Genomic DNA, 23,291 nt, shown 5'->3' with positions numbered 1-23,291 from the left:
TTATATATAAACATGAAACATCAGTTGAGAAGCAGCGTCTGCACAGAAGGACGACGTATGGCTGGAGCCAGAGCACTTTGGGTGGCTACAGGAATGAAACAGGAACAGTTCGGAAAACCAATTATTGCCATTGTGAATTCATTCACCCAGTTTGTACCAGGACATACTCATCTTCACGAAATTGGTCAAATAGTTCGTGAAGAAATAGAGAAAATGGGATGCTATGCAGCTGAGTTCAACACTATTGCTATCGATGATGGTATTGCAATGGGGCATGACGGTATGCTCTATTCACTTCCTTCGCGTGACATTATTGCCGACTCCGTAGAATATATGGTGAATGCCCATAAGGCTGATGCGATGATTTGTATATCAAACTGCGACAAGGTAACCCCGGGTATGCTGATGGCTTCAATGCGATTGAACATTCCAACGGTTTTCTGTTCAGGCGGACCAATGGAAGCAGGAAAGTGGCGTGGCGAAAATGCAGACCTAATTACTGCAATGGTAAAAGGTGCAGACCCTTCAGTCACAGATGATGAAATGAAAGAGATAGAACGTTGTGCTTGTCCAGGGTGTGGATCCTGCTCAGGTATGTTCACAGCCAACTCTATGAACTCTCTCACAGAGGCTATCGGTCTGTCGCTTCCTGGAAATGGTACAATATTGGCCACACACACCAATCGTGTAGAACTATTCAGGAGAGCTGCTCGTCAAATAGTTAAAAACGCTTTGGCTTATTATGAGGATGGTGATGAAAGTGTATTGCCTAGAAGTATTGCCACACGTACTGCTTTTAAGAATGCAATGGCACTCGACATAGCAATGGGCGGAAGTACTAACACAGTTCTTCATCTGCTTGCTGTAGCTCAAGAAGCTGGGGTCGATTTCAGCATGAAAGATATTGATGAATTGTCGAGGATTGTACCTTGTCTTTGCAAACTTGCACCAAATACTCAAAAGTATAGTGTTCAAGAGTGCGGACGTGCAGGAGGAATATTGGGTATTCTCAACGAATTAAATAAAGCTGGACTGATAGATGGTAATGCACATCGTGTTGACGGTTTGACCTTAGGTGAGGCTATGGTTAACTATGATATAACATCTGGTATTTGTAATTATGCTGACATTTACTATTCAGCACCAGGTAACAGATTCTCAACAAAGATGGGCAGTCAAAGTGAAAAATGGGATACTTTAGATACAGACCGTAAAAATGGTTGTATTCGTGATATTGAACATGCATATACAAAAGATGGCGGATTGGCAGTACTCTTCGGAAATATAGCTCAAGATGGTTGTGTAGTTAAGACTGCAGGTGTTGACGAATCACTTTGGCATTTTGAAGGTCCTGCTGTAGTGTTCGATTCACAGGAAGATGCTTGCGAGGGAATTTTAGGAGGAAAAGTGAAGAGCGGCGACTGTGTAGTTATTACACATGAAGGACCCAAGGGAGGTCCTGGAATGCAGGAAATGCTTTATCCCACTTCTTATATCAAATCAATGCATTTAGGAAAAGAGTGCGCCTTGATTACCGATGGTCGTTTTTCTGGAGGAACAAGTGGACTTAGCATCGGACATATTTCGCCAGAGGCTGCTAATGGTGGTAATATTGGTAAGATAAAAGATGGCGATATTATTATTATTGATATACCATCACGAAGCATTAATGTACAATTGAGTGATGAGGAACTAAAGGCACGGCCACAGCAACCTTTGAAACGCAATCGTGTAGTTTCGAAAGCTCTACGTGCTTATGCTCAGAGCGTATCAAGTGCAGATAAAGGTGGTGTAAGAATTATCGACTGATAGCATAAGAATAATAGACTTATAGATTATTATGGACAAAGAAATGATAACAGGTAGCGAATCCTTAATGCGAGCGTTGAAAGCTGAAGGCGTGGAGACTATCTTTGGATATCCTGGCGGAAGCATCATGCCAGTATATGATTCGCTTTACGAATATACGAGAGGAGAGAAAAAGGCTTTTCACCACGTATTAGTACGCCATGAACAGGGAGCCGTGCATGCTGCACAAGGATTTGCACGCACCAGTGGTAAAGTTGGCGTAGCAGTTGTTACGAGTGGACCTGGCGCAACCAATACTCTTACTGGTATTGCTGATGCAATGCTTGACTCAACACCAATCGTGGTGATTGCTGGTCAGGTAGGTATCAGCGCATTGGGAACAGACGCTTTTCAGGAAGTTGACCTTGTTGGCGTTTCGCAACCAATCTCAAAGTGGAGCTATCAGATTCGGCATGCTGATGATGTAGCATGGGCAGTAAGTCGTGCGTTTTATATTGCCCGAAGTGGGCGTCCTGGTCCGGTGGTATTAGACTTTCCTAAAAATGCGCAAACGCATCTTTGTGAATGGACAGGGCCTGAACATGTTAAATCTGTAAGGAGTTATGTTCCATATCCTACACCCTCAAAATCATCTATTTCCGAAGCCGCAAAACTGATTAACTCTGCTAAACGACCTTTAGCTTTGGTTGGCCAAGGCGTTGAATTGGCAGATGCTCATCAGGAATTAATAGAACTGATTGAAAAAGCTGATATTCCCGTAGGTAGAACACTTTTAGGACTTTCAGCTTTATCGAGCAGACATCCTTTAAACAAGGGAATGCTCGGAATGCATGGTCAGTATGCTCTGAACATGAAAACGCAAGAGGCTGATGTTATTATAGCTATTGGTATGCGTTTCAGTGATCGAGTTACGGGGCTCCCCTCTACATATGCTAGACAGGCTAAGATTATTCATCTGGATATCGACAAAGCTGAAATTAACAAATGTATTCATGCAGATATTCCTGTAATTGGCGATTGTAAGGTGACTATGCCTGCTATTACGAAGTTGCTGAATAAGAATGACCATACAGAATGGAAGAAATCTTTCGATAGTTACTTCGAAATGGAAAAAGAACAAGTGATTGGACCAGCTATTCATCCTAAAGAAGGACCATTGCTAATGGGTGAGGTTGTAAATGCTGTAGCGGAAGCTACTAAGGGGGATGCTGTTCTTGTTACAGATGTTGGACAGAACCAGATGCTCTCATCTCGTTACTTCCACTACAACAAGAAACGTTCTATTGTGACAAGTGGTGGATTGGGAACTATGGGGTTTGGTATGCCCGCTGCAATTGGAGCTACGTTTGGCGCCCCAGACCGCACTATTTGTATGTTTTGTGGAGACGGCGGCTTCCAAATGAATATTCAAGAATTAGGTACAATCATGGAACAGCAAGCCCCTGTTAAAATGATTCTGATGAACAATAATTATTTAGGCAATGTGCGTCAGTGGCAGGATATGTTCTGGAATGGACATCGTTCTTTTACTCCAATGATGAATCCAAAATATAATCTTATTGCAAATGCCTACAATATACCATATGAGCTTGTTGTGGATAGAAAAGAACTTTCATCGAAGGTTGATAAAATGCTTGCCTCTAAAGGTCCATTCATCTTAGAATGTGCCATTAAGGAAGATGCAGATGTTATGCCGATGGTAGCTCCAGGAAAAACTATCGATGAAATGATGTTGAAATTTAATTCGTAATTGGGTTATAATTCTTCAATTTAGTGACAAGATTATTATGAGCACAATGGAACAAGAAAAGAAATTCTATACACTCTTAGTATATTCAGAGAATATTGCCGGTATTCTGAATCAGATAACGGCAGTCTTTACGCGTCGGCAAGTTAATATTGAGAGCTTGAACGTGTCTGCTTCAAGCATAGAGGGAGTACATAAATATACAATTACTGCATGGTGTTATGATGACCAAGTCGTAAAAATTGTGAATCAGATTGAGAAAAAAATAGATGTAATTAAAGCTACTTATTTTACTGATGATCAACTATTTATTCGTGAGACTGGTCTATACAAACTTTCAACAGATGAAGTGATGCAGAATTCAGAAATCTCACGTATTGTTCGCCATTACGATGCACAGATAACTGAAGTTAATCCTACTTACGTTATCGTGATGAAGAGTGGTAATACAGAAGATATTATGAACCTGTTTAATGCTTTAAACGAGTTTAACTGTGTGCTGCAGTATACTCGTTCGGGGCGTATTGCTGTTACAAGAAGTACACAAGAACAAGTAAGTGAGTTTCTTGAGCAAAGAGAAAAGGCAGAACGTTAATCGTTCTGCCTTTTTCCTTCTTCTATTCTCAGTTTGTTCTTTATTAGAAACTGATTTTCTTTAGTTCAGCAGCCATCTCTTCTTGAAGTTCTTTGGCTTTCTTTGCAGCTACTTCAGCAAAATCGTCGCCATTGGAAGCATAGATAATGCCTCGAGAAGAGTTTACCAACAAACCACAATCTTTGGTAATTCCATATTTGCACACTTCCTGTAATGAACCACCCTGAGCTCCAACGCCAGGAACCAGTAAGAAATGATTAGGAGCCACCTTACGAATATCCTCGAACATCTGTCCCTGAGTGGCACCAACCACGTACATCATATTCTGATCAGTTCCCCATTGCTGACTTACTCGCAATACTTTCTCAAAGAGTCGCTCACCATCAGAATCTGCTGTAAGCTGAAAATCATGTGAACCTTTATTGGAAGTAAGAGCCAGTAGAATAACCCACTTACCTTCATAACTCAGGAAAGGGCTCACACTATCTTCCCCCATATATGGAGCAACTGTTACAGCATCTACCTGAGAATTACCTTCGAAAAATGATTGTGCATACATCTTAGAAGTGTTGCCAATATCACCACGTTTTGCATCAGCAATAATAAAATGATTAGGATACTTCTCTTTCAGATACTCCACAGTACGCTCGTAAGCATAAAGTCCATCTATGCCATAGCATTCATAAAAAGCGAGGTTGGGTTTATAAGCAACACAGTAGGGTGCTGTAGCATCGATAATAATCTTGTTGAACGCGTAGATATACATCGATAATCGATCTTCTTCATCCTCACACTTATCATCAACAAGTTTTTTAACACACTCGGGGATTTTATTGATGTCTGTATCTAGACCAACGCAAAGAAAACTTTTCTTTGCGCGAATTTGTTCTATTAATTCTTTCCTGTCCATTTTAATATAGCTTTAATTAGTAAGAAACATAGTGTATATCCTATAAACCATCCAATAAAATAGGTTATAAAATGCATGACTCCGTTTGTTGGGATAGCCTCCTGTAGCAATTCAGCTGTAACAACGGCAACAAATATACATACCCATTCTATCCATGTTACGCCTATAAATTTCTTCATCTCTTTAATAATGATCTTTTTACATCTTATTTTTACAATTCTGCTTCTTTCATTCTTTCAGCGTTCTCAGCTACAGTCAGCGCATCAATCATTGATTGGATGTCGCCACCCAAGAAACCCTGAAGGTCGTGAGTTGTAAAACCAATTCGATGATCAGTTACTCTACCTTGTGGAAAGTTATAGGTACGTATCTTGGCTGAACGATCGCCTGTCGAAACAAGACTTTTTCGGCGTGAAGCAATATCATCCATATACTTTTGATGCTCTTTATCGTATATGAACGTATAAAGTCTTGAAAGAGCTCGCTCCTTATTCTTCGGTTGATCGCGTGTTTCGGTACATTCAATAAGGATTTCCTCAGTTTCACCAGTATTGGGATTTTTCCACATATAGCGAAGACGTACACCTGATTCAACTTTATTTACGTTCTGACCACCAGCACCACTTGATCGGAATGTATCCCACTTGATTTCACCTTCATTTACATGAACCTCAAATTTATCTGCTTCAGGCAAAACTGCTACAGTTGCTGCTGACGTCTGCATACGACCATTTGATTCCGTTACAGGTACTCTCTGAACGCGATGAACACCAGACTCATATTTAAGAGTACCATAGACGTCAGCACCACTTACAGCAAAGTCTATTTCCTTGAAGCCACCAACCGCACCTTCATTGAAGTCTGTTACAGAAAGTTGCCAACCTTTTGACTCACAATAACTCTTATACATTTTAAATAGGTCACCAGCAAACAGACAAGCCTCATCACCACCTGTTCCAGCTCGAATCTCCATTTGAACATTCTTAGCATCTTCAGGATCTTTTGGAATAAGAGCTATTTTAATTTCTTCTTCTAGCTTAGGAAGCAACTCCTCATTAATAGCCAACTCTTCGCGGGCCATATCCTTCATTTCCGGATCACTTTCATTAGCTAAAATATCTTTAGCCTCTTTAATGCCGTTTAGACAAGAAATATATCTTTTACGGGCATCCATAATATCTCCAAGATCCTTATATTCTTTTGTCAACTTGACAAAACGATTCTGATCCGCAATCACTGCGGGGTCAGTAATCAAAGTTGAAACTTCTTCAAAACGGGATTCTAAGCCATCCAGTTTTTGCAATATATGATTTCTATCCATTCTTGAATCTCAACAAACTTCTTAATAATTGAAGGTACCGAACTCACTCTTAATGGTCAGACTTTTTGGGCCTTCTTCAATATGACCAACTACTTGTGCATCTATATTGAAACTCTTAGAAATTTCGATTATCTTATCTGCTATTTCCGGACGCACATAGATTTCCATGCGATGCCCCATATTAAACACTTGATACATTTCTTTCCAATCTGTACCTGAACATTCGTGAATAGCACGGAACAAGGGAGGAACGGGGAACATGTTATCCTTGACGACTTTACAATTGTCGTTTACAAAATGAAGCACTTTAGTTTGGGCACCACCTGTACAATGTACCATACCATGAACTTCTGAACGCATCTCGTCCAAAATACGTTTGATTACAGGAGCATATGTACGAGTAGGGGAGAGAACTAATTGACCAGCGTTCAGAGGCGAGCCGTCAACACCATCCGTAAGCTGATATTTACCGCTGTACACCAAGTCCTCAGGAACAGAATGGTCAAAACTTTCAGGGTATTTCTCTGCCAAATATTTTGCAAATACATCATGACGCGCTGATGTTAAGCCATTCGAACCCATACCACCATTATAGCGCTTCTCATAAGTTGCCTGACCTGTTGATGACAAACCGACGATCACATCGCCTGGGCAGATATTGGCGTTATCAATAACATCAGAACGTTTCATGCGGCATGTAACAGTAGAATCAACAATAATGGTTCTTACCAGATCGCCAACGTCAGCGGTTTCGCCACCAGTTGGATAAATGCCAATACCCATTTCGCGCAATTCTGCTAAAAGTTCATCTGTACCATTGATGATAGCCGAAATAACCTCTCCAGGAACAAGCATCTTATTGCGTCCGATTGTACTTGAAACAAGTATATTGTCAACGGCGCCAACACAAAGCAAGTCATCAGTATTCATTACAATAGCATCTTGTGCTATACCTTTCCATACTGAAAGATCACCAGTTTCTTTCCAATACATGTATGCGAGGCTCGATTTTGTGCCTGCGCCATCAGCATGCATGATATTACAAAACTCAGGGTCACCTCCTAAAATGTCGGGGATAATCTTACAGAATGCTTGTGGAAAAATGCCCTTGTCAATGTTCTTGATAGCGTTGTGTACATCTTCTTTGGCAGCACTAACGCCGCGCATCATATATCTATTGTCCATAATCATTAATTTAGAATTTTACCTGTGGAGCTTTTTCTGCACCAGTTTCAGCTTCGAATTTCTGCATTTTTTCAAAACCGAACAAACCAGAGAGAATTGAATTAGGGAAGCGGCGAATTTTCAAATTATATTGCTGTACTGCCGCATTGTATTTGTTTCGTGCCTCATTAATGCGATTTTCCGTACCCTCCAATTGAACTTGTAAATCGCGGAAATTCTCATTAGCTTTTAATTCGGGATAGTTTTCTTGAATTGCTATTAATCTACCTAATGCTGTTGATAGTTCTCCTTGTGCCGATTGGAATCGTTTCATCTTCTCGGGTGTTAAAGATTCGGCATCAAGATTGATGCTTGTTGCTTTGGAACGAGCCGAAACCACACCTTCAAGAGTTTCTTTCTCATGACCAGCATAACCTTTAACCGTCTCAACTAAATTCGGGATCAAGTCAGCTCGACGCTGATAGGTAGACTGCACATTGGCTAAAGCAGTTGTAGCTTCTTCCTCTACGCCAACCATTCCATTGTAAGCACTAATTGCCCATACAGCAATGAGAACAAGGACAACGATAACTCCGATAAGGGTTTTGTTGATTTTCATAAGCTTAATATTTAAAATTTATTGTTCAATTTCTTTATATCTATAATCAATGCAATATAATACTCTACCAACTTGACGTAGCTCCTCCACCTCCAGAACTTCCACCAGAAAAACCGCCCCCGGAGAATCCTCCACCAAAACCTCCAGAGTGTCTGCCACCACCGAAACCTCCGCCACCAACAACTACGACAGGTACTTTCGCAAATGGATTAGCCCGAAGCATACCACTTGTACCCCTTCCTGTATAGCGACGATACACATATTTTACAAGTATGAACCAAACACCCGCAAGCAGGAAATAAAGTACAAACACTCCGAAAGCCTCATCGGCCTCAGCCTCAAGTTTTTGACTGTATGAAGTTGGTAATTCTTTTCTTTTCAAGGTGTTGTAAATAGCCTGAGTAAGGTAGAGCATACCACTATCCGGTTGTTCACTTTTCATAAATGGTATAGCATAGTTCTGCTGTAATCTGGAACACTCTATATCTGTTAGATCGGCTTCAAGAGAGCGACCAGTATGGGTTCTCACCTTATTGTCTTCATATGCCAAAACGACTACGAGTCCGCGATCATCTTTGCCCACCTTGTATCGATCAAATATATCTTGTGCGAATCGGAACACATCCTGATTCTCAACCTTTCGAACTATTACCATAACGGACTCAATATGAAGCGAATCGTCCATTCTCTTAAGCATACTATTTAGTTGACGCTCTGTTTGGGGTGTCACTACGCTATCAGGATTTGACACATAGCGAGATCCGTCTGTAAGATGTGGCATCGGAATATTTTCAGCATTCCATGCTATTGCATCACCTTCTGTATATGAAGGAACTTTCGAAGCTGATGGAACAGGAGACAAATGGCTCACAGCTCCTAATGTATATGTACCTGCAGCCACATGACAAATTATCCCTAACAATATTGTAATCTTCCAAAAAAGTTTAAAATGCCGAGTAGTAGCTGACGTATTAGTTTGTGAGGTCAGCAATTTGTAACTATCACGTTCGAAGTCTTGTTTGTTTCTTAGATACAGACTTTCATAGTGCCTGCGTATTCTTTCTCGCCCGTTATTATCAAAAGGTCCTGTCAGTTTTTTTTCACTTCTATAATTACTTTCTAGCATGCGGATCACATCATTATAGTTGTTAGCTATCTTTCTGAGAGCTCTTCGCTCATTATGTCGCTGAGCCGTTAGTTGCTTGTTGAAAGTGTAATCGGCAAAAAGACCACCAATTGTTATTATTGCAAAAGTAGCACAGAAAAATTGGAAAAGGAACCTAACCGATTCTAGTGAACCGATACTTACGCCCAAATTCATAGCAGTACCACCACCGACAATAACACCAATAGCGGCTACCATAATTGTAGTTCCTGATATTTTAAAAGTGTGCTGCATTAATCTTTACTATTCCAGAACTCCCATGACGCAAATGCCTGCAAAAGAAGCATTTCGAGCCCATTTTTTGTCTGTGCTCCATATTGAGCCCCACGTTTCATGAAAAGAGTTTCATCAGGGTTATATATTAAATCATATAAAATAGTGTGTTCATCCATCGCTTCATAGGGCAGTTTAGGACATTCTTCCGTTTTAGGATACATACCCACAGGAGTACAGTTAACTATGATTTTGTATTCTTTTATAATGTCAGGAGTAATAGCTTCATATTGGATTGTACCTGGACGTTCATATCTGCTCACAAAAACAGTTTCAATACCTAATGATTTTAGACCGTAACTAATAGCTTTTGATGCGCCTCCAGTACCGAGAATAAGAGCTTTTTTATGACAATCTTCTAACATCGGCTCAATACTTTGGGTAAATCCTATAACATCCGAATTATACCCCTTTAAAAGAATTTTCTTGCCCTGATGTATCACTTTGACAACATTCACGGCCCCGATTGCTCTTGCTTCAGGACTTACATAATCAAGAAATTCCATAATCTTTTCCTTGTAAGGAATAGTGACATTCAATCCTTTAAGTTCCGGATTAGAACTTAAAATTTCCGGAAGATCGTCGATAGATGGAATTTCAAAGTTTACGTACTTTGCATTAATCCCTTCGTCAGCAAATCGTTGGTTGTGGTAACTGATAGAGAATGAATGTCCTAAAGGATAGCCTATAAGTCCGTATTTATCCATAACAATACATCTTTATTTTGTTGCGAAATAAATTGTGCAAATACCGAAAGTCAGCCGATAGAATGAAGTTTCACTGAATCCAGCCTTTTTAAGTATTTCCATCATTTGCTCGCCTTGAGGGAAAGCCTCGATGGTTTTTGTGAGATAAGAATAAGCGCTTTTGTCTTTAGAAATCACACGTCCATAAAATGGTAAGACTGAATGACTATAAATGTTGAAAAGTTGTTTCATGGGGAAACTTACAGGAGTAGTCAGTTCTGCGATACTAAGGTGTCCGCCTTTTTTGAGGACACGACACATCTCCGTAAGTCCCTGTTCTAAATTAGCGAAGTTTCGAATGCCAAAAGCAGCAGTCACCGCATCGAAGGATTCTGTAGGGTAGGATAGTGCCAAACAGTCTTCTTTTTCAAAACTTATGATATCCTGAAGGCCGAGCATTTTAACTTTTTCTCGTCCAACATTCATCATACCTTCACTAATATCTGCTCCAATAAGTTTTTGAGGATTTAGCGTTTTTGCTGCAAGGATAGCAAAATCGCCCGTACCTGTTGCAATATCTAATATCTTTTGAGGATGAAAAGGGGATAGCAGACGGATGGCTTTCTTTCTCCATCTTTTGTCAATATCCCACGATAAGCGATGATTTAGCTTATCATAAGTTGGAGCGATGTTATTGAACATCGCTTCAACCTGTTGGCCTTTTTCACCCTCATGGTAGGGCTTAATTGCTTCTTGCCTGTACATTAAATTATTTTCTATTCTTTAAGTACTCGCTGACATTCTTCTCAATACGAGCTGCTATGTCACCTTCTTCAGCAGCACGATCAAACTTTTCTCCTACTATATTTTCGTAGAGTTCTATGTAGCGCTCAGAAACACTTTCAGCATACTCGTCGGTTATTTCTGGCATCTTTTGACCAGGTTCATTCATAAAGTCGTGTTCAATGAGCCACTGACGAACGAACTCTTTTGAAAGTTGTTTCTGAGGTTCACCTTTAGCCAGTTTTTCTTCATAGCCTTCAGCGTAAAAATAGCGACTTGAATCTGGGGTATGAATCTCATCTATCAAATATACCTTTCCATCACGCTTTCCAAATTCATACTTGGTGTCAACAAGAATTAGACCGCGTTTAGCTGCAATTTCCTGACCACGAGCGAAAATTTTACGAGTGTAGTCTTCCATGATTGCGTAATCCTCAGCCGAAACAATTCCCTGAGCAATAATCTCTTCTTTTGAGATATTCATATCATGCCCTTCATCTGCCTTTGTTGTAGGTGTAATGATAGGTTCAGGGAAACGTTCGTTTTCACGCATTCCATCAGGCAGTTTCACACCACACAATTCTCTGCATCCATTTTTATATTCGCGCCACGCAGAACCTGTAAGAATACTACGAATAATCATTTCTACGCGGAATCCCTCACATTTCAAGCCTACCGTTACCATGGGGTCGGGGGTAGAAAGTTTCCAGTTTGGACAGATATCTGTTGTTGCATCCAAGAATTTTGCAGCAATCTGATTTAACACCTGTCCCTTAAAAGGAATACCCTTTGGAAGTACCACATCAAAAGCCGAGATACGGTCTGTGGCCACCATAACCATCAGGTCATCATTAATGTTGTACACGTCGCGTACCTTACCATGATACACGCTTTTCTGTCCCTCGAAGTTGAAGTCAGTCTTTGTTAATGCTTTCATTGTTTTTATATTCTTTATCGAATGTTTCGTATGCATTTACTATTCTTGTCACCAACTTATGGCGTACAATATCCGTTCTATCGAGTCTTACGACACCAATTCCTTCTGTTTGCCCCAATACATGAAGAGCTTCAATAAGTCCACTTTTTTGCGTACGAGGCAAATCTATTTGCGAGGTATCACCTGTAATCACCATTTTGGTATTCCATCCCATTCTCGTAAGGAACATACGCAACTGAGCAGGGGTCGTATTTTGAGCTTCATCTAGGATAACTACAGCATCACTTAAAGTTCGACCTCTCATAAAAGCTAAAGGGGCAATTTGAATAACATGTTTCTCCATCATATCCTGCAATTTTACCTGAGGGAGCATGTCTTCAAGTGCATCATAAAGAGGTTGTAAGTATGGATCAATCTTATCTTTCATATCGCCCGGCAAAAATCCTAATTTCTCACCAGCTTCAACTGCGGGGCGTGAAAGAATAATTTTCTTTGCAGTTTTGTCTTTTAATGATTTTACGGCTAAGGCTATTGAAAGATAAGTTTTACCGGTTCCTGCTGGGCCTACAGCAAACACCATATCATTTGTATTAAAAGAATCAATGAGTAGCTGCTGGTTTTCAGTTCGTGCTTTAATGGGCCTTCCTGCCATCGAGTAACAAACGACTCCATCCGGCACCTCATCTTTTGTGCGTTTTCCTTTAATAATATCTAGTATATCTTCCTCTTTTAAAGAATTAAATTTCAAAACGTGTTGACGCATCTTTTCTGTACTTTCTTCAAAGGCTGCCATTTGTTCCTCGTCGCCAAGTACGCGTATCACATTATCACGAGCAACTATCCGCAATTTTGGATATAATGCTTTTACCATTTGAAGATGAGAATTGCCTACACCGTAGAAAACCACGGGGTCGATATCTTCCAAAACTATATGCTTCTCTATCAAAATCGATATAAAAATTAAAATTTTGTGCAAAGTTACGATATTTCTTTGTAATTTTGCACATCAATTTAATAAAATGAAGCATAAAGACGTTAAAAATAAATATATCGAATGGTTCGGCATCATCGTTATCGTGTTGGCTTTGGGACGATGCGCTTATGATGGCGTGAATAGCACTTCATGCGAAACCATTCAGACAACAATTTTTAATAACCAAGAAGAAGTCGTTCTGACTGAAAACACTCACCATTTATTGGACAACGGCGAAAAGCCACATCGCATACTATCGGTATCCAGTTACAAAAATTCATTTCCAGATAGTAATTCTGTACAACTTGTGGCTGCTCAACAATGGGGGGTAACACCTGTTATTGATCGAGCAGATGCAGAACAGCGTAAAAATGAGTTGGTATATATTGGAGCTTCACCTTATTACCACGTAGATCCTCTTCATCAAAGCATTCCATATTTAGTACCACGCGCTGCTATTTTATTAGAAGACATTGGTCGAGCATTTTATGATAGTCTCTACGTAAAGGGGGTAAATCTTCATCGTTTTATAGTTACTAGTGTTTTACGTACACAGAATGATGTTAAGAAGCTACGAAGATTCAATGGTAATGCTACAGAGAATTCCTGTCATCTATATGGTACTACTCTTGATATCTGTTACAACCGATATATTGCAGTTCAAGATCCAGAAGGTGAAAAAAGAAGAACTGTACGAAATGATACACTAAAGTGGATACTGACTGAAGTACTTCGTGATAAACGCGAAGAAGGGCGTTGCTACATAAAATACGAAGTAAAACAGGGTTGTTATCATCTTACAGTACGTTAAACACATTTTTCATAGATAGTTATGAATTCAGAATTAATAAACAAATACTTTTCGAATCTTTCCGATACTCAACGTAGTCAGTTTGAAGCGCTTGACGCATTATATCATGAATGGAATGAGAAGATTAATGTAATTTCTCGAAAGGATATAGACAATCTTAATCTCCATCATATTCTACATTCGTTGGGTATAGCAAAAATGATTCATTTCCGTCCAGGTACTCGTGTTTTAGACTTTGGAACAGGTGGAGGATTCCCTGGTATTCCTTTGGCAATCTTATTCCCAGACTGTACCTTCAAGTTGATTGACGGAACAGGAAAGAAAATCCGTGTAGCTCAAGAAGTTATAAGTGCGATAGGACTAAAGAATTGCGAAGCTGTGCATCTTCGTGGTGAGGATGAAAAAGATCGTTATGATTTTATCGTAAGCCGTGCTGTTATGCCATTACCTGATTTAGTAAAAATCGTACGTAAAAATGTTTCGCACGATTCACATAATGCATTACCAAATGGCATACTTTGCCTAAAAGGAGGTGATTTAGATAATGAAACTGCTCCATTCCATCGCATCGTTCAAATTCAGCCTCTCACTCAGTGGTTTAAAGAAGAGTGGTTTAAAGAGAAACATTGTATATATTTACCTCTTTAAAAGTTTGTATTCAAAACCAACTATATGCTAAATATTAAGACTTTTGTCTGCAATATGTTGCAGGAAAATACTTATGTGGTAAATGATGAGTCTTTAGAGTGTATTATCATTGATTGTGGCGCCTACTATGATAACGAAAGACTTTCAATAGTTAATTACATAAATGATAATCATCTTAAACCTGTACATCTATTGTGTACTCATGGCCATTTAGATCATTGCTTTGGTAACGATTCCATTTATGATTCTTTCGGCCTTTTACCAGAAATTCATGCTGCCGATGAATTCTTGGCTTGTGATCTTACAGAGCAAGCTAACACTATGTTTGGCATGCCATACAATCGACCTACGCCACCACTGGGACGTTTTCTTGAAGACAATCAAATAGTTGAATTTGGCAATCATCAATTTCAAGTACTACACACACCAGGTCATACTCCAGGAGGCGTGTCGTTTTATTGTTCGGACGAAAAGGTTGTTTTTACAGGCGACACACTATTTAGGATGAGTGTAGGTCGAACAGACTTTGAACGAGGTTCATGGGAAGACCTTCTCAATAGCCTGCGAACAGTTATCTCATCACTTCCAGATGACACAATTGTATATAGCGGACATGGACCTCTAACCAACATAAAGCAAGAAAAAAACATGAACCCATATTTATTATAGTATAAACACATTTTTATTAACCATTAAATTAAAATGAATTTCAAATCGCTAATTTCCCTTTTATTCCTTGTAATGATTGCAATACAAGGAAATGCTCAAAATGTAATTATTGATGCTTCATTAAAAAACATTTTGGGTCCATCGCAAGAGTCTGCTATTACACCAGACAATGTACCTGACAGTTTAAAAGAATGGATGTTTGACAATTGTTCAACGAAAATCATTAATGGATCAAATTACTTAAATGTTCATGGATCAGGTTACGTCACAACCGCCCCTATTACTGATGTTAATGGAAATATTATAGTGTCAGCTATAGTCTATCCATCCGTTAATAATCAGAAGATAGACATATCTATAATAGGAGATGAAGAACTAGAATCAAAAAGTACTAATTTTAAGGATGCTAATAAGTGGCTTTCATTGTTTCCTCAATTGCTTAGAAATACAGCAAAAAATATGCGAATTAAATTTACTAGTAATTCTGATTTCACGATCGTAAATCTAATGGTCAAAGATATCGGTGACGGTATCTATTATGAATCGTTTAATCGTTTTGATGGTGGTGGAGGAAACGATGGAGATTTTACATGCAAAGGTATAGCCAATTTTAATCCTTCAAATTTCGACAATCCTACTACAATGGAAAGTTTATCATTAGTTCGATGGGCTTCCAGATGCCTTTATTTTGAGTCTAATGGTAAATATACAACGAACGAAGTACCACTGTCTGATACAAAAGACTTTATTTTGTCTTTTAGAACTGCTGGTCGAAATGATAAAAGTAAATTAAAAGTCACTTACAGTACAAGTGATTCAGGAACTAAGACTATTGACTTTACCGAGAGTCTGAAAAAAGAAGAGTGGAGTAATGTATCAATTGTATTGCCCAATTTTATTTGTGGAAAGAATCTTACATTTTCTGGTGATTATGTTTATCTTGATGATGTCTTAATATCAGAAACAAATGAAGTTTGTTTAAATGAAAAAGTAGATTTTACCGAACTATTAAATAACAAGGTGAACCATACAGTAAACGCATCACTAGCAAGAACGTTTAAAGCAAATATATGGAACACGTGTTGTCTGCCTTTCATCGTTACAGAAGAGAATCTACGCGAAGCAGCTAACGACCCCAATTTAATTATTGAAATTAGAGCACTTTCATCCATTATAGACGGAGTCTTCAAGTTTACCCCCGTCAGTTCAATTCCTGCTGGCATGCCTTTCATTCTTCAAGTTAATCATGATATTGTGAATCCTACATTTCGATTTGTTAGTCTTACTTGTTCTAAGCCTTTTCGTTTACTTTCAAAGGATAGAACATACGGATTCCAAGGTGTATTTAGTCCTACGGCTTTAAACACAGATGGCACACATGTGTTTATTGGTATAGATGGCAAATTGCACACGCCAACAGATAATAATGTTATGAATGGTATGCGTGCATATATGATTGTTCCTAAAAATGCTGATGCCCGTATGGTATTTATGGATGAAGAGGTGACTGACTTACAAGGTCATACTGAAGTACAGGCAAAAGTATTTTCAGAAACTTATAATATAATGGGACAAAGAATTGAAAAATTTAAAAAAGGCTTAAACATTAAAAATGGCAAAATAATTTTTGTTAGATAAAAAACTGATTATGATGATGAAAAAAATATATATAGAACCAGCTTTAACCCAGATAACGCTTACAAATGTTAATATCATTTGTGCTAGTTCATTTTCTCCCGATGGTACTGATGTAAAGAATGCAGATCCTACTCCCCAAGATGCTGACTTTGCTGCATCAAGAATAAATGTATGGGAAGATTAACAAACTTAAACTAAACGATACGTTTGGAGGCTGTAAACGCTTTGTTTGCAGCCTCCAAACGTATCGTTTGAAAGCTTCAATTGATTGGAAATTGACTATTGTTTTGGATTTACATAAAAAAATATTACCTTTGCAATCAGTATGATTACATTTCCTATAGCAAAGATTAACTTGGGGTTGAACGTTGTAGAACGACGTTCGGACGGCTATCACAATCTTGAAACTGTATTTTATCCTGTTCCTATTACGGATGCTCTTGAAGTACAGTTAATGGACGAACAATTTCCTTCAGATGTTGATTGTGATTTAAAAGTTACAAATATACAGGTTGAAGGTGATGAGCAAAAGAATCTTATAGTTAAAGCATATCAATTATTGAAGCGTGACTTTCCAAGTCAATTGAAGAGGGTACATGCTCACTTATATAAAGCTATTCCTACGCAAGCAGGAATGGGGGGCGGATCAAGTGACTGTGCAGCAATGATCAAACTTTTAAATGAACAGTTTCAACTTCATCTAAGTAATGACCAGATGATTGGTTATGCTGCTCAACTTGGTGCAGACTGTCCTTTCTTCATTTTGAATCGTCCTGTATATGCTGAAGGGATAGGGGAGCGAATGCAAACAATTGACTTAAATCTTAATGGGTTGTACTTAGCTGTTGTCCGTCCAGACATTCCAGTTCCAACTAAAGAGGCATTCTCTCTTATCAAACCTGCAAAACCATCTATTTGTTGCAGGCAAATCGTTGAACAACCCGTAGAACAATGGCGTGATTTATTAGTCAATGATTTTGAAAAGAGTGTATTTGCTATCCATCCTCAAATCGGTGAAATCAAGGTACGTCTTTATGAATTAGGATCTGTTTACTCAGCAATGAGTGGTAGCGGCAGCTCAGTATTTGGATTATTTCGTAATCCTATCGAATTGGACTCACAGTTTGAAGGAATGTACACAAAGTGTGTTAGGTTGTAAAGTTGTATGGATTGAAGATTACTTGAAACAGCAATGTAATCAATAAATAAACGCAGGGCGTTACTTTAACTGAGTTTTTCAGCTAAGTAACGTCCTGTAATACTATTAGAACACTTGGCAACCTGTTCAGGTGTGCCGGCAACAACTAGTTGTCCGCCTTTGTCGCCTCCTTCCGGACCAAGATCAATTACCCAATCTCCCTGCTTAATGACATCCATATTATGTTCAATAATAATAATGGTATGCCCACGTTCAATTAATGCGTTGAACGAGGAAAGCAAACGCTTAATATCGTGGAAATGGAGTCCTGTTGTTGGTTCGTCAAAAATAAACAAAGTAGGTTCCTGCTTTTCCTGACCAATGAAATACGCCAACTTTACTCGTTGGTTTTCTCCCCCTGATAGACTTGAAGAGTTTTGGCCAAGTTTTATATAGCCAAGTCCAACATCCTGTAATGGTTTAAGACGATTAACTATTTTGGCTTGATTATGTTCTGAGAAGAATTCTATAGCCTCATTGATAGTCATATTCAGCACATCATCAATGTTCTTTCCTTCAAAGCGAACATCAAGAATATCATGTTTGAAACGATGACCATGACAAGATTCACATTCCAAAACGAGATCTGCCATAAATTGCATCTCAACAGTTATTGTACCAGCACCTTTACATTCATCACATCGACCACCGTCAGTATTAAACGAGAAATACTGAGCAGTAAAGCCCATCTGTTGAGCTAAAGGCTGTTCAGCAAACAGGTCTCGAATAGCATCATATGCTTTGACGTATGTTGCTGGATTGGAACGGGTAGATTTTCCTATTGGATTTTGGTCAACAAATTCGACATGACGAATAGCGTTAACATCCCCTGACAATCCTGAATATTCACCTGGGGCATCAAACACTTCTCCTAAATGACGCTTTAGGGCTGGGTAGAGTATTCCTTTAATAAGAGAAGACTTACCACTGCCACTTACACCAGTGATAATTGATATAACATTCAGAGGGATTTTCACATCAATCCCCTGTAAATTGTTCATTCGTGCACCTTCTATCTTGACAAACTGATTCCAAGGACGGCGAGAATGAGGAACCGGCAAATCATATTGATGAAGTAAATAGCGAACAGTATAGCTCTGAGGATACTTCTCAATATATTTTTCGTTTATATCTTTCGCATCACCTTCAAAAACAATTTTTCCACCTAATCGGCCTGCATCAGGTCCAACATCGATGAGATAATCTGCCGCACGCATAATATCCTCGTCGTGCTCTACAATTACAACAGTATTGCCTAATTTCTGGAGATCACGCAGAACGTGTATCAATCGATCTGTATCACGTTGATGAAGACCAATAGAAGGTTCGTCAAGAATATACAGCGAACCAACAAGACTACTGCCTAACGATGTACATAGATTGATTCTTTGACTCTCACCACCACTCAATGTGTTTGAAAGACGGTTAAGAGTGAGATAGCCGAGACCTACATTAAGAAGAAATTGGAGTCTGGATTTTATTTCAATTAATAAGCGTTTTGCAATATTTGCATCATGTTCGTTCAATTCAATATGATTAAACCATTCTGCCAATCTTACCACAGGCATCTGAACCAAATCTGTAATACTACGACCATCGATTTTTACATATTCAGCTTCTTTCTTAAGACGTGTTCCATGGCATTTTGGACAAATGGTTTTACCTCTATATCGACTTAACATTACACGATACTGAATCTTATACTGATTCTCTGTAACCATTTGAAAAAAGGAATCAATACAAGGCTTGTCATGAATGTCTTTATGATTGTCGCTCGGCAATCCGTGCCATAGATAATCTTTCTGCTTCTGTGATAAATTGTAATATGGCTCAAAGATTGGAAAATTATCTTTGGCTGCATGACGGCAGAACCAATTCTTCCATTCACTCATCTTGTCGCCATGCCAACATATAACACAACCATCATACACACTTAATGAAGTATTGGGAATCACCAAGTGTTCATCGATACCTATAACACTTCCAAATCCCTGACATTCAGGACAAGCTCCAACGGGAGAGTTGAAAGAGAATAGCTGGTCTGTTGGCTCCTCGAAAAGAATTCCATCAGCCTCAAAATGAGTCGAAAAATCATAAATGATATTCGATGGCAAGAACATAAGGCGCATCTCGCCTTGTCCTTCATAGAAAGCAGTCTCTGTGGAATCTACTAAACGAGAAATATTATCTTTTGAATCATCAACCGAAAGACGGTCTATAACCAAATAGAGCTCAATTGATTGGTTGTACTCTTGAAGCGTATTTTGATTTTCTGATTGATTTAAATAGTCTTCAATCTGAACAAATTCGTTGTTTATAAATATTCTGGAATATCCTTGAAGAATTTCTGCTTTCAGCTGTTGCTCTAGTGTGCGTCCATCTGGAACATGAATCGGTGCCAACACAACGAATTTAGTTCCTTTGGAAAACTCTAGCATTTTTTGCACGACATCCTCCGTAGAATGTTTCTTAACTTCCTCACCGCTGATAGGTGAAAAAGTATGTCCTATTCTTGCAAACAGCAAGCGGAGGTATTCATAAATTTCTGTTGATGTGCCAACTGTGCTCCGCGGATTTCTTGCTATAACTTTCTGTTCTATAGCAATAGCAGGTGGAATACCGCGAATGAAGTCGCACTCAGGCTTGTTCATTCTTCCAAGGAACTGGCGAGCATAACTTGAAAGACTTTCAACATAGCGGCGTTGGCCTTCAGCATATAAAGTATCGAAAGCAAGTGATGACTTTCCGCTACCAGATACACCTGCAATCACAACCAACTTATTACGAGGAATGCGCACGTCAACATTCTTTAAATTGTTAACGCGCGCACCTTTGATTTCAATACAGTCTTTTATCATTCAAAGTTTAGATACGTTTCAATACAAGCAGAAGATGATCCCAAACCATTTGTACAGAAGGAATATACAGTCTTTCTTCTGGAGTATGAACAAATCTCAATGTGGGGCCGAAACTTACCATATCAAGATTTGGATAGCGTTCAGAAAACAGTCCGCACTCCAAACCTGCATGAATGCCTCGAACTATAGGTTCTTTACCAAACAGTTCCTTATATGTATCTCGAACAATAGAGGTCAATTCACTTCCAGGACGCATCTTCCAAGCTGGATATCCATCACTTGACCATGCTTTTGCCCCAGCAAGTTCAAAAGTCGCAACAATAGTAGCACACATGTTGTCAAGATTCGACATCACGTTGCTACGCTGGGATGATAGAATATTTATTTCAGTTTCTTCTGTATGGACACTCGCAATATTTGATGAAGTCTCTACCATACCACCTAATGCTTCATCTTGACAAATTGCATAAATACCATTGTCAACAGCCTGAAGAGCGCGAACAAAGTTCATTGCAACGGTTTGTTCAATAACAGGTTCAGCGTCTGCAGATTCCATCAACCAAACCATTGATGTATCAGTTATATGGAACTCATCTTCAACTTGAGTGGCGAAAATATTCCAATCTGCCATTAAATTTTCTTTTATAGCTGAAGGAACACCGATAACAAAAGAACCATCACGCGGAATTGCATTATGAAGTTTTCCTGAATGGAATTGAGCTAAGCGAATACCCTCATATCTGTTCATCTCCTGATATAGGAATCGGCCTAGAATTTTTATAGCGTTAGCTCGTTTTTTGTTAATATCATCACCGGAATGACCACCAACAAGGCCCTTCAACTGGCCACGCATAAAAAATAGGGTAGGGGCATCCTCACGACTAAAAGTAAACTTTGCAGTAGTATTACGACCTCCAGCGCATGAAACGAAGATTTCACCTTCATCCTCAGAATCAAGGTTAATTAAATAATCTCCTGTCATAAATCCAGGTTTCATTCCTTCAGCACCACTCAAACCTGTCTCCTCGTCACGAGTAAAAACACATTCTATAGGACCATGCTCAATGTCATTAGAATCAAGAATTGCGAGTTCAATAGCGCAACCGATTCCATCATCAGCACCAAGAGTTGTTCCTTCTGCTGTCAGCCAATCGCCATCGATATAGGTTTTAATAGGGTCTTTGTCAAAATCAAATTCCACATCAACAAGCTTATCGCACACCATATCCATGTGGCTTTGGAGAATCACTTTTTTTCGGTTCTCCATTCCTTTTGTTGCGGGTTTACTAATTAAAACGTTACCGGTTTCATCAACTTTAGTTTGAAGACCACGACTTTCGCCCCAATTCTTCAGATATTCAATCATCTTTTCTTCATGCTTTGAAGGACGAGGAATCTCATTAATCTTTGAAAATTGTTCAAATACAACGGCAGGTTTTAAATCACTTTTATTCATTTTTCAGTATTAATTAATCCAAAAATATGCAATCTTTCAGCAATATTGTTTAACTTTGCACCGCAAAATTAATAAATAATGACGGAATTAATTATATCTAGCACGTTAATAATTGCTATAACGCTATCTTTTTTATGCGTTAAAGTTATTCTTAAGAAGAATGGAAGTTTTGCCTCACAGCACATTCATGATTCTAAGGCAATGCGAGAACGCGGTATTCACTGTGTAATGGATCAAGACCGTGAAATGAGACGGAAAAGTCCGTATGCAGTGAGCGAACATAATTAATTTCATACTGAGATTATAATGTTTATTTAATAATTGTTCATACATTTATGAAAAAGAGCTTTATTTATGTACTATCTATTGCTTTTGCCTTAGTTTCTTGCAATAAGCAGGCAGAAAAGATGGATTCAGAACCCGTAGTTAGTGAAAGTACTGAAAATCAAGGAGGAATTAAGATTGCCTATATTGAAGTAGATTCACTGATGACTCAATTCGAGTTTGCCAAAGAAAGAAGCAAAGAACTTGAAAAAAAGAGTTTAAATGCTCGTAATACTTTAAATCAGAAAGGAAACCAATTACAGGCTGCAGCCAACAATTTCCAGCAAAAGTTGCAGAACAATAGTTTTACGAGTCGCGAACAGGCAGAAGGTGTTCAAGCAGCTCTTCAACGCCAGCAAAGTGACCTCGCAACACTTCAAGCTCGTTTAGAAAATGAATTAGCTTCTGAACAACAGAAATTTTTGCAGGCCCTGCAAGACAGTTTAGATAATTTCTTGGCTATTTATAATAAGGACAAAAAGTATGACATGATCATAAATAAAAGCGCAATTCTATATTCTGACAAGAAATATGACATTACTCAAGAAGTAATCAATGGCTTAAATAAAAGGTATAAAAAGCAAGCAAATAAAGAAAATAAATAAAGAAGGGAAAATCTTTATTATAGATATTAATTCAAGTGAAATAAACCCCAGAAGTTTTCTTTCAAACTTCTGGGGTTCTTGTAAGTTTTTATAAAGTCCTGC

Annotated in this window: 22 protein-coding genes; 10 read left to right on the top strand and 12 right to left on the bottom strand. The window is 38.7% G+C overall.

Translation table 11 applies throughout. The annotated features are described in order from the left end of the window. Positions 1 to 12: 12 nt before the first annotated feature. Genes ilvD through ilvN form a run of 3 tightly spaced genes read left to right on the top strand, consistent with a single transcriptional unit; the run spans position 13 to position 4,151 of the window. A complete protein-coding gene (ilvD, locus tag L6475_RS06725) occupies positions 13 to 1,809 on the top strand; it encodes a dihydroxy-acid dehydratase (protein ID WP_237823894.1) in 1,797 nt (598 codons plus the stop codon). A 31-nt stretch (positions 1,810 to 1,840) separates the two neighbouring features. Further along, positions 1,841 to 3,559 (top strand): biosynthetic-type acetolactate synthase large subunit, encoded by a 1,719-nt coding sequence (gene ilvB, locus L6475_RS06720; RefSeq protein ID WP_237823891.1) that lies wholly within the window; start codon positions 1,841 to 1,843, stop codon positions 3,557 to 3,559. Positions 3,560 to 3,605: 46 nt separating this feature from the next. Further along, complete coding sequence (ilvN, locus tag L6475_RS06715) at positions 3,606 to 4,151, top strand: acetolactate synthase small subunit (protein WP_237823888.1); 546 nt, start codon at positions 3,606 to 3,608, stop codon at positions 4,149 to 4,151. 43 nt (positions 4,152 to 4,194) lie between these two features. On the opposite strand, the gene pyrF is transcribed toward ilvN, so the two are convergent. The 10 genes from pyrF to L6475_RS06665 form a co-directional block, all read right to left on the bottom strand. Continuing rightward, on the bottom strand, positions 4,195 to 5,061 hold the full coding sequence (gene pyrF, locus L6475_RS06710; RefSeq protein WP_237823886.1) for an orotidine-5'-phosphate decarboxylase: 867 nt from the start codon (positions 5,059 to 5,061) through the stop codon (positions 4,195 to 4,197). Continuing rightward, positions 5,043 to 5,240, bottom strand: coding sequence for a hypothetical protein (locus tag L6475_RS06705; RefSeq protein ID WP_237823884.1), 198 nt, complete (start codon positions 5,238 to 5,240; stop codon positions 5,043 to 5,045). Before L6475_RS06705 ends, pyrF begins: the two co-directional genes overlap by 19 nt. Positions 5,241 to 5,272: 32 nt before the next feature. After that, the gene (gene prfA, locus L6475_RS06700) at positions 5,273 to 6,382 is read right to left on the bottom strand and encodes a peptide chain release factor 1 (RefSeq protein ID WP_237823882.1); all 1,110 of its coding nucleotides are present in this window, start codon (positions 6,380 to 6,382) and stop codon (positions 5,273 to 5,275) included. 21 nt (positions 6,383 to 6,403) lie between these two features. Then, entirely contained in the window at positions 6,404 to 7,567 is a 1,164-nt protein-coding gene (locus tag L6475_RS06695; protein WP_237823879.1) for an AIR synthase-related protein, read from the bottom strand. 10 nt (positions 7,568 to 7,577) lie between these two features. Further along, positions 7,578 to 8,159, bottom strand: coding sequence for a LemA family protein (locus tag L6475_RS06690; RefSeq protein WP_237824068.1), 582 nt, complete (start codon positions 8,157 to 8,159; stop codon positions 7,578 to 7,580). A gap of 70 nt (positions 8,160 to 8,229) precedes the next feature. Next, entirely contained in the window at positions 8,230 to 9,528 is a 1,299-nt protein-coding gene (locus tag L6475_RS06685; protein ID WP_237823877.1) for a YgcG family protein, read from the bottom strand. Positions 9,529 to 9,563: 35 nt separating this feature from the next. Continuing rightward, a complete protein-coding gene (locus L6475_RS06680; RefSeq protein ID WP_237823875.1) occupies positions 9,564 to 10,310 on the bottom strand; it encodes a shikimate dehydrogenase in 747 nt (248 codons plus the stop codon). A 12-nt stretch (positions 10,311 to 10,322) separates the two neighbouring features. Further along, positions 10,323 to 11,054 carry a bifunctional demethylmenaquinone methyltransferase/2-methoxy-6-polyprenyl-1,4-benzoquinol methylase UbiE gene (ubiE, locus tag L6475_RS06675; protein ID WP_237823873.1) on the bottom strand — a complete coding sequence of 244 codons (732 nt, stop codon included), beginning with the start codon at positions 11,052 to 11,054 and terminating at the stop codon, positions 10,323 to 10,325. A 4-nt stretch (positions 11,055 to 11,058) separates the two neighbouring features. Beyond that, positions 11,059 to 12,009, bottom strand: coding sequence for a phosphoribosylaminoimidazolesuccinocarboxamide synthase (locus L6475_RS06670; RefSeq protein ID WP_237823871.1), 951 nt, complete (start codon positions 12,007 to 12,009; stop codon positions 11,059 to 11,061). Further along, the gene (locus L6475_RS06665) at positions 11,987 to 12,955 is read right to left on the bottom strand and encodes a PhoH family protein (RefSeq protein WP_237823869.1); all 969 of its coding nucleotides are present in this window, start codon (positions 12,953 to 12,955) and stop codon (positions 11,987 to 11,989) included. The genes L6475_RS06670 and L6475_RS06665 overlap by 23 nt, the downstream gene beginning before the upstream one ends. 73 nt (positions 12,956 to 13,028) lie before the next feature. Here L6475_RS06665 and L6475_RS06660 point away from each other — a divergent pair, with 73 nt between their 5' ends. From L6475_RS06660 to ispE, 6 genes are all read left to right on the top strand, one after another. Continuing rightward, the gene (locus L6475_RS06660) at positions 13,029 to 13,793 is read left to right on the top strand and encodes a DUF5715 family protein (RefSeq protein WP_237823867.1); all 765 of its coding nucleotides are present in this window, start codon (positions 13,029 to 13,031) and stop codon (positions 13,791 to 13,793) included. 21 nt (positions 13,794 to 13,814) lie between these two features. After that, on the top strand, positions 13,815 to 14,441 hold the full coding sequence (gene rsmG, locus L6475_RS06655; protein WP_237823864.1) for a 16S rRNA (guanine(527)-N(7))-methyltransferase RsmG: 627 nt from the start codon (positions 13,815 to 13,817) through the stop codon (positions 14,439 to 14,441). 24 nt (positions 14,442 to 14,465) lie between these two features. Beyond that, positions 14,466 to 15,110: an MBL fold metallo-hydrolase gene (locus tag L6475_RS06650; protein ID WP_237823862.1), complete on the top strand. Its 645-nt coding sequence runs from the start codon at positions 14,466 to 14,468 to the stop codon at positions 15,108 to 15,110. A gap of 33 nt (positions 15,111 to 15,143) precedes the next feature. Next, complete coding sequence (locus L6475_RS06645) at positions 15,144 to 16,748, top strand: hypothetical protein (RefSeq protein WP_237823860.1); 1,605 nt, start codon at positions 15,144 to 15,146, stop codon at positions 16,746 to 16,748. A 10-nt stretch (positions 16,749 to 16,758) separates the two neighbouring features. Further along, a complete protein-coding gene (locus tag L6475_RS06640; RefSeq protein ID WP_237823858.1) occupies positions 16,759 to 16,932 on the top strand; it encodes a hypothetical protein in 174 nt (57 codons plus the stop codon). A 141-nt stretch (positions 16,933 to 17,073) separates the two neighbouring features. Then, positions 17,074 to 17,907 carry a 4-(cytidine 5'-diphospho)-2-C-methyl-D-erythritol kinase gene (ispE, locus tag L6475_RS06635; RefSeq protein WP_237823856.1) on the top strand — a complete coding sequence of 278 codons (834 nt, stop codon included), beginning with the start codon at positions 17,074 to 17,076 and terminating at the stop codon, positions 17,905 to 17,907. A gap of 65 nt (positions 17,908 to 17,972) precedes the next feature. Here the strand turns inward: ispE and uvrA are convergent, their stop codons facing one another. After that, on the bottom strand, positions 17,973 to 20,801 hold the full coding sequence (uvrA, locus tag L6475_RS06630) for an excinuclease ABC subunit UvrA (protein ID WP_237824066.1): 2,829 nt from the start codon (positions 20,799 to 20,801) through the stop codon (positions 17,973 to 17,975). 10 nt (positions 20,802 to 20,811) lie between these two features. Continuing rightward, positions 20,812 to 22,260 (bottom strand): aminoacyl-histidine dipeptidase, encoded by a 1,449-nt coding sequence (locus L6475_RS06625; protein ID WP_237823854.1) that lies wholly within the window; start codon positions 22,258 to 22,260, stop codon positions 20,812 to 20,814. Positions 22,261 to 22,595: 335 nt separating this feature from the next. Between L6475_RS06625 and L6475_RS06615 the strand changes: the two genes are divergently transcribed. Beyond that, positions 22,596 to 23,189, top strand: a complete 594-nt coding sequence (locus tag L6475_RS06615) for an OmpH family outer membrane protein (protein WP_237823846.1) — start codon at positions 22,596 to 22,598, stop codon at positions 23,187 to 23,189. Positions 23,190 to 23,291 lie beyond the last annotated feature (102 nt).

This window comes from Prevotella sp. E9-3 (assembly GCF_022024015.1).
Taxonomy (GTDB): domain Bacteria; phylum Bacteroidota; class Bacteroidia; order Bacteroidales; family Bacteroidaceae; genus Prevotella.
The sequence above is the reverse complement of the archived record's forward strand: the minus strand, read 5'-3'. Positions and strand labels throughout refer to the sequence as shown.

Excerpts from the sequence above, each read along its gene's own strand:
- ilvD (WP_237823894.1), top strand. The coding sequence starts at position 13 with ATGAAACATCAGTTGAGAAGCAGCGTCTGCACAGAAGGACGACGTATG.
- ilvB (WP_237823891.1), top strand. The coding sequence starts at position 1,841 with ATGGACAAAGAAATGATAACAGGTAGCGAATCCTTAATGCGAGCGTTG.
- ilvN (WP_237823888.1), top strand. The coding sequence starts at position 3,606 with ATGGAACAAGAAAAGAAATTCTATACACTCTTAGTATATTCAGAGAAT.
- pyrF (WP_237823886.1), bottom strand. The coding sequence starts at position 5,061 with ATGGACAGGAAAGAATTAATAGAACAAATTCGCGCAAAGAAAAGTTTT.
- L6475_RS06705 (WP_237823884.1), bottom strand. The coding sequence starts at position 5,240 with ATGAAGAAATTTATAGGCGTAACATGGATAGAATGGGTATGTATATTT.
- prfA (WP_237823882.1), bottom strand. The coding sequence starts at position 6,382 with ATGGATAGAAATCATATATTGCAAAAACTGGATGGCTTAGAATCCCGT.
- L6475_RS06695 (WP_237823879.1), bottom strand. The coding sequence starts at position 7,567 with ATGGACAATAGATATATGATGCGCGGCGTTAGTGCTGCCAAAGAAGAT.
- L6475_RS06685 (WP_237823877.1), bottom strand. The coding sequence starts at position 9,528 with ATGGTAGCCGCTATTGGTGTTATTGTCGGTGGTGGTACTGCTATGAAT.
- L6475_RS06680 (WP_237823875.1), bottom strand. The coding sequence starts at position 10,310 with ATGGATAAATACGGACTTATAGGCTATCCTTTAGGACATTCATTCTCT.
- ubiE (WP_237823873.1), bottom strand. The coding sequence starts at position 11,054 with ATGTACAGGCAAGAAGCAATTAAGCCCTACCATGAGGGTGAAAAAGGC.
- L6475_RS06670 (WP_237823871.1), bottom strand. The coding sequence starts at position 12,009 with ATGAAAGCATTAACAAAGACTGACTTCAACTTCGAGGGACAGAAAAGC.
- L6475_RS06660 (WP_237823867.1), top strand. The coding sequence starts at position 13,029 with ATGAAGCATAAAGACGTTAAAAATAAATATATCGAATGGTTCGGCATC.
- rsmG (WP_237823864.1), top strand. The coding sequence starts at position 13,815 with ATGAATTCAGAATTAATAAACAAATACTTTTCGAATCTTTCCGATACT.
- L6475_RS06650 (WP_237823862.1), top strand. The coding sequence starts at position 14,466 with ATGCTAAATATTAAGACTTTTGTCTGCAATATGTTGCAGGAAAATACT.
- L6475_RS06645 (WP_237823860.1), top strand. The coding sequence starts at position 15,144 with ATGAATTTCAAATCGCTAATTTCCCTTTTATTCCTTGTAATGATTGCA.
- L6475_RS06640 (WP_237823858.1), top strand. The coding sequence starts at position 16,759 with ATGATGATGAAAAAAATATATATAGAACCAGCTTTAACCCAGATAACG.
- ispE (WP_237823856.1), top strand. The coding sequence starts at position 17,074 with ATGATTACATTTCCTATAGCAAAGATTAACTTGGGGTTGAACGTTGTA.
- L6475_RS06625 (WP_237823854.1), bottom strand. The coding sequence starts at position 22,260 with ATGAATAAAAGTGATTTAAAACCTGCCGTTGTATTTGAACAATTTTCA.
- L6475_RS06615 (WP_237823846.1), top strand. The coding sequence starts at position 22,596 with ATGAAAAAGAGCTTTATTTATGTACTATCTATTGCTTTTGCCTTAGTT.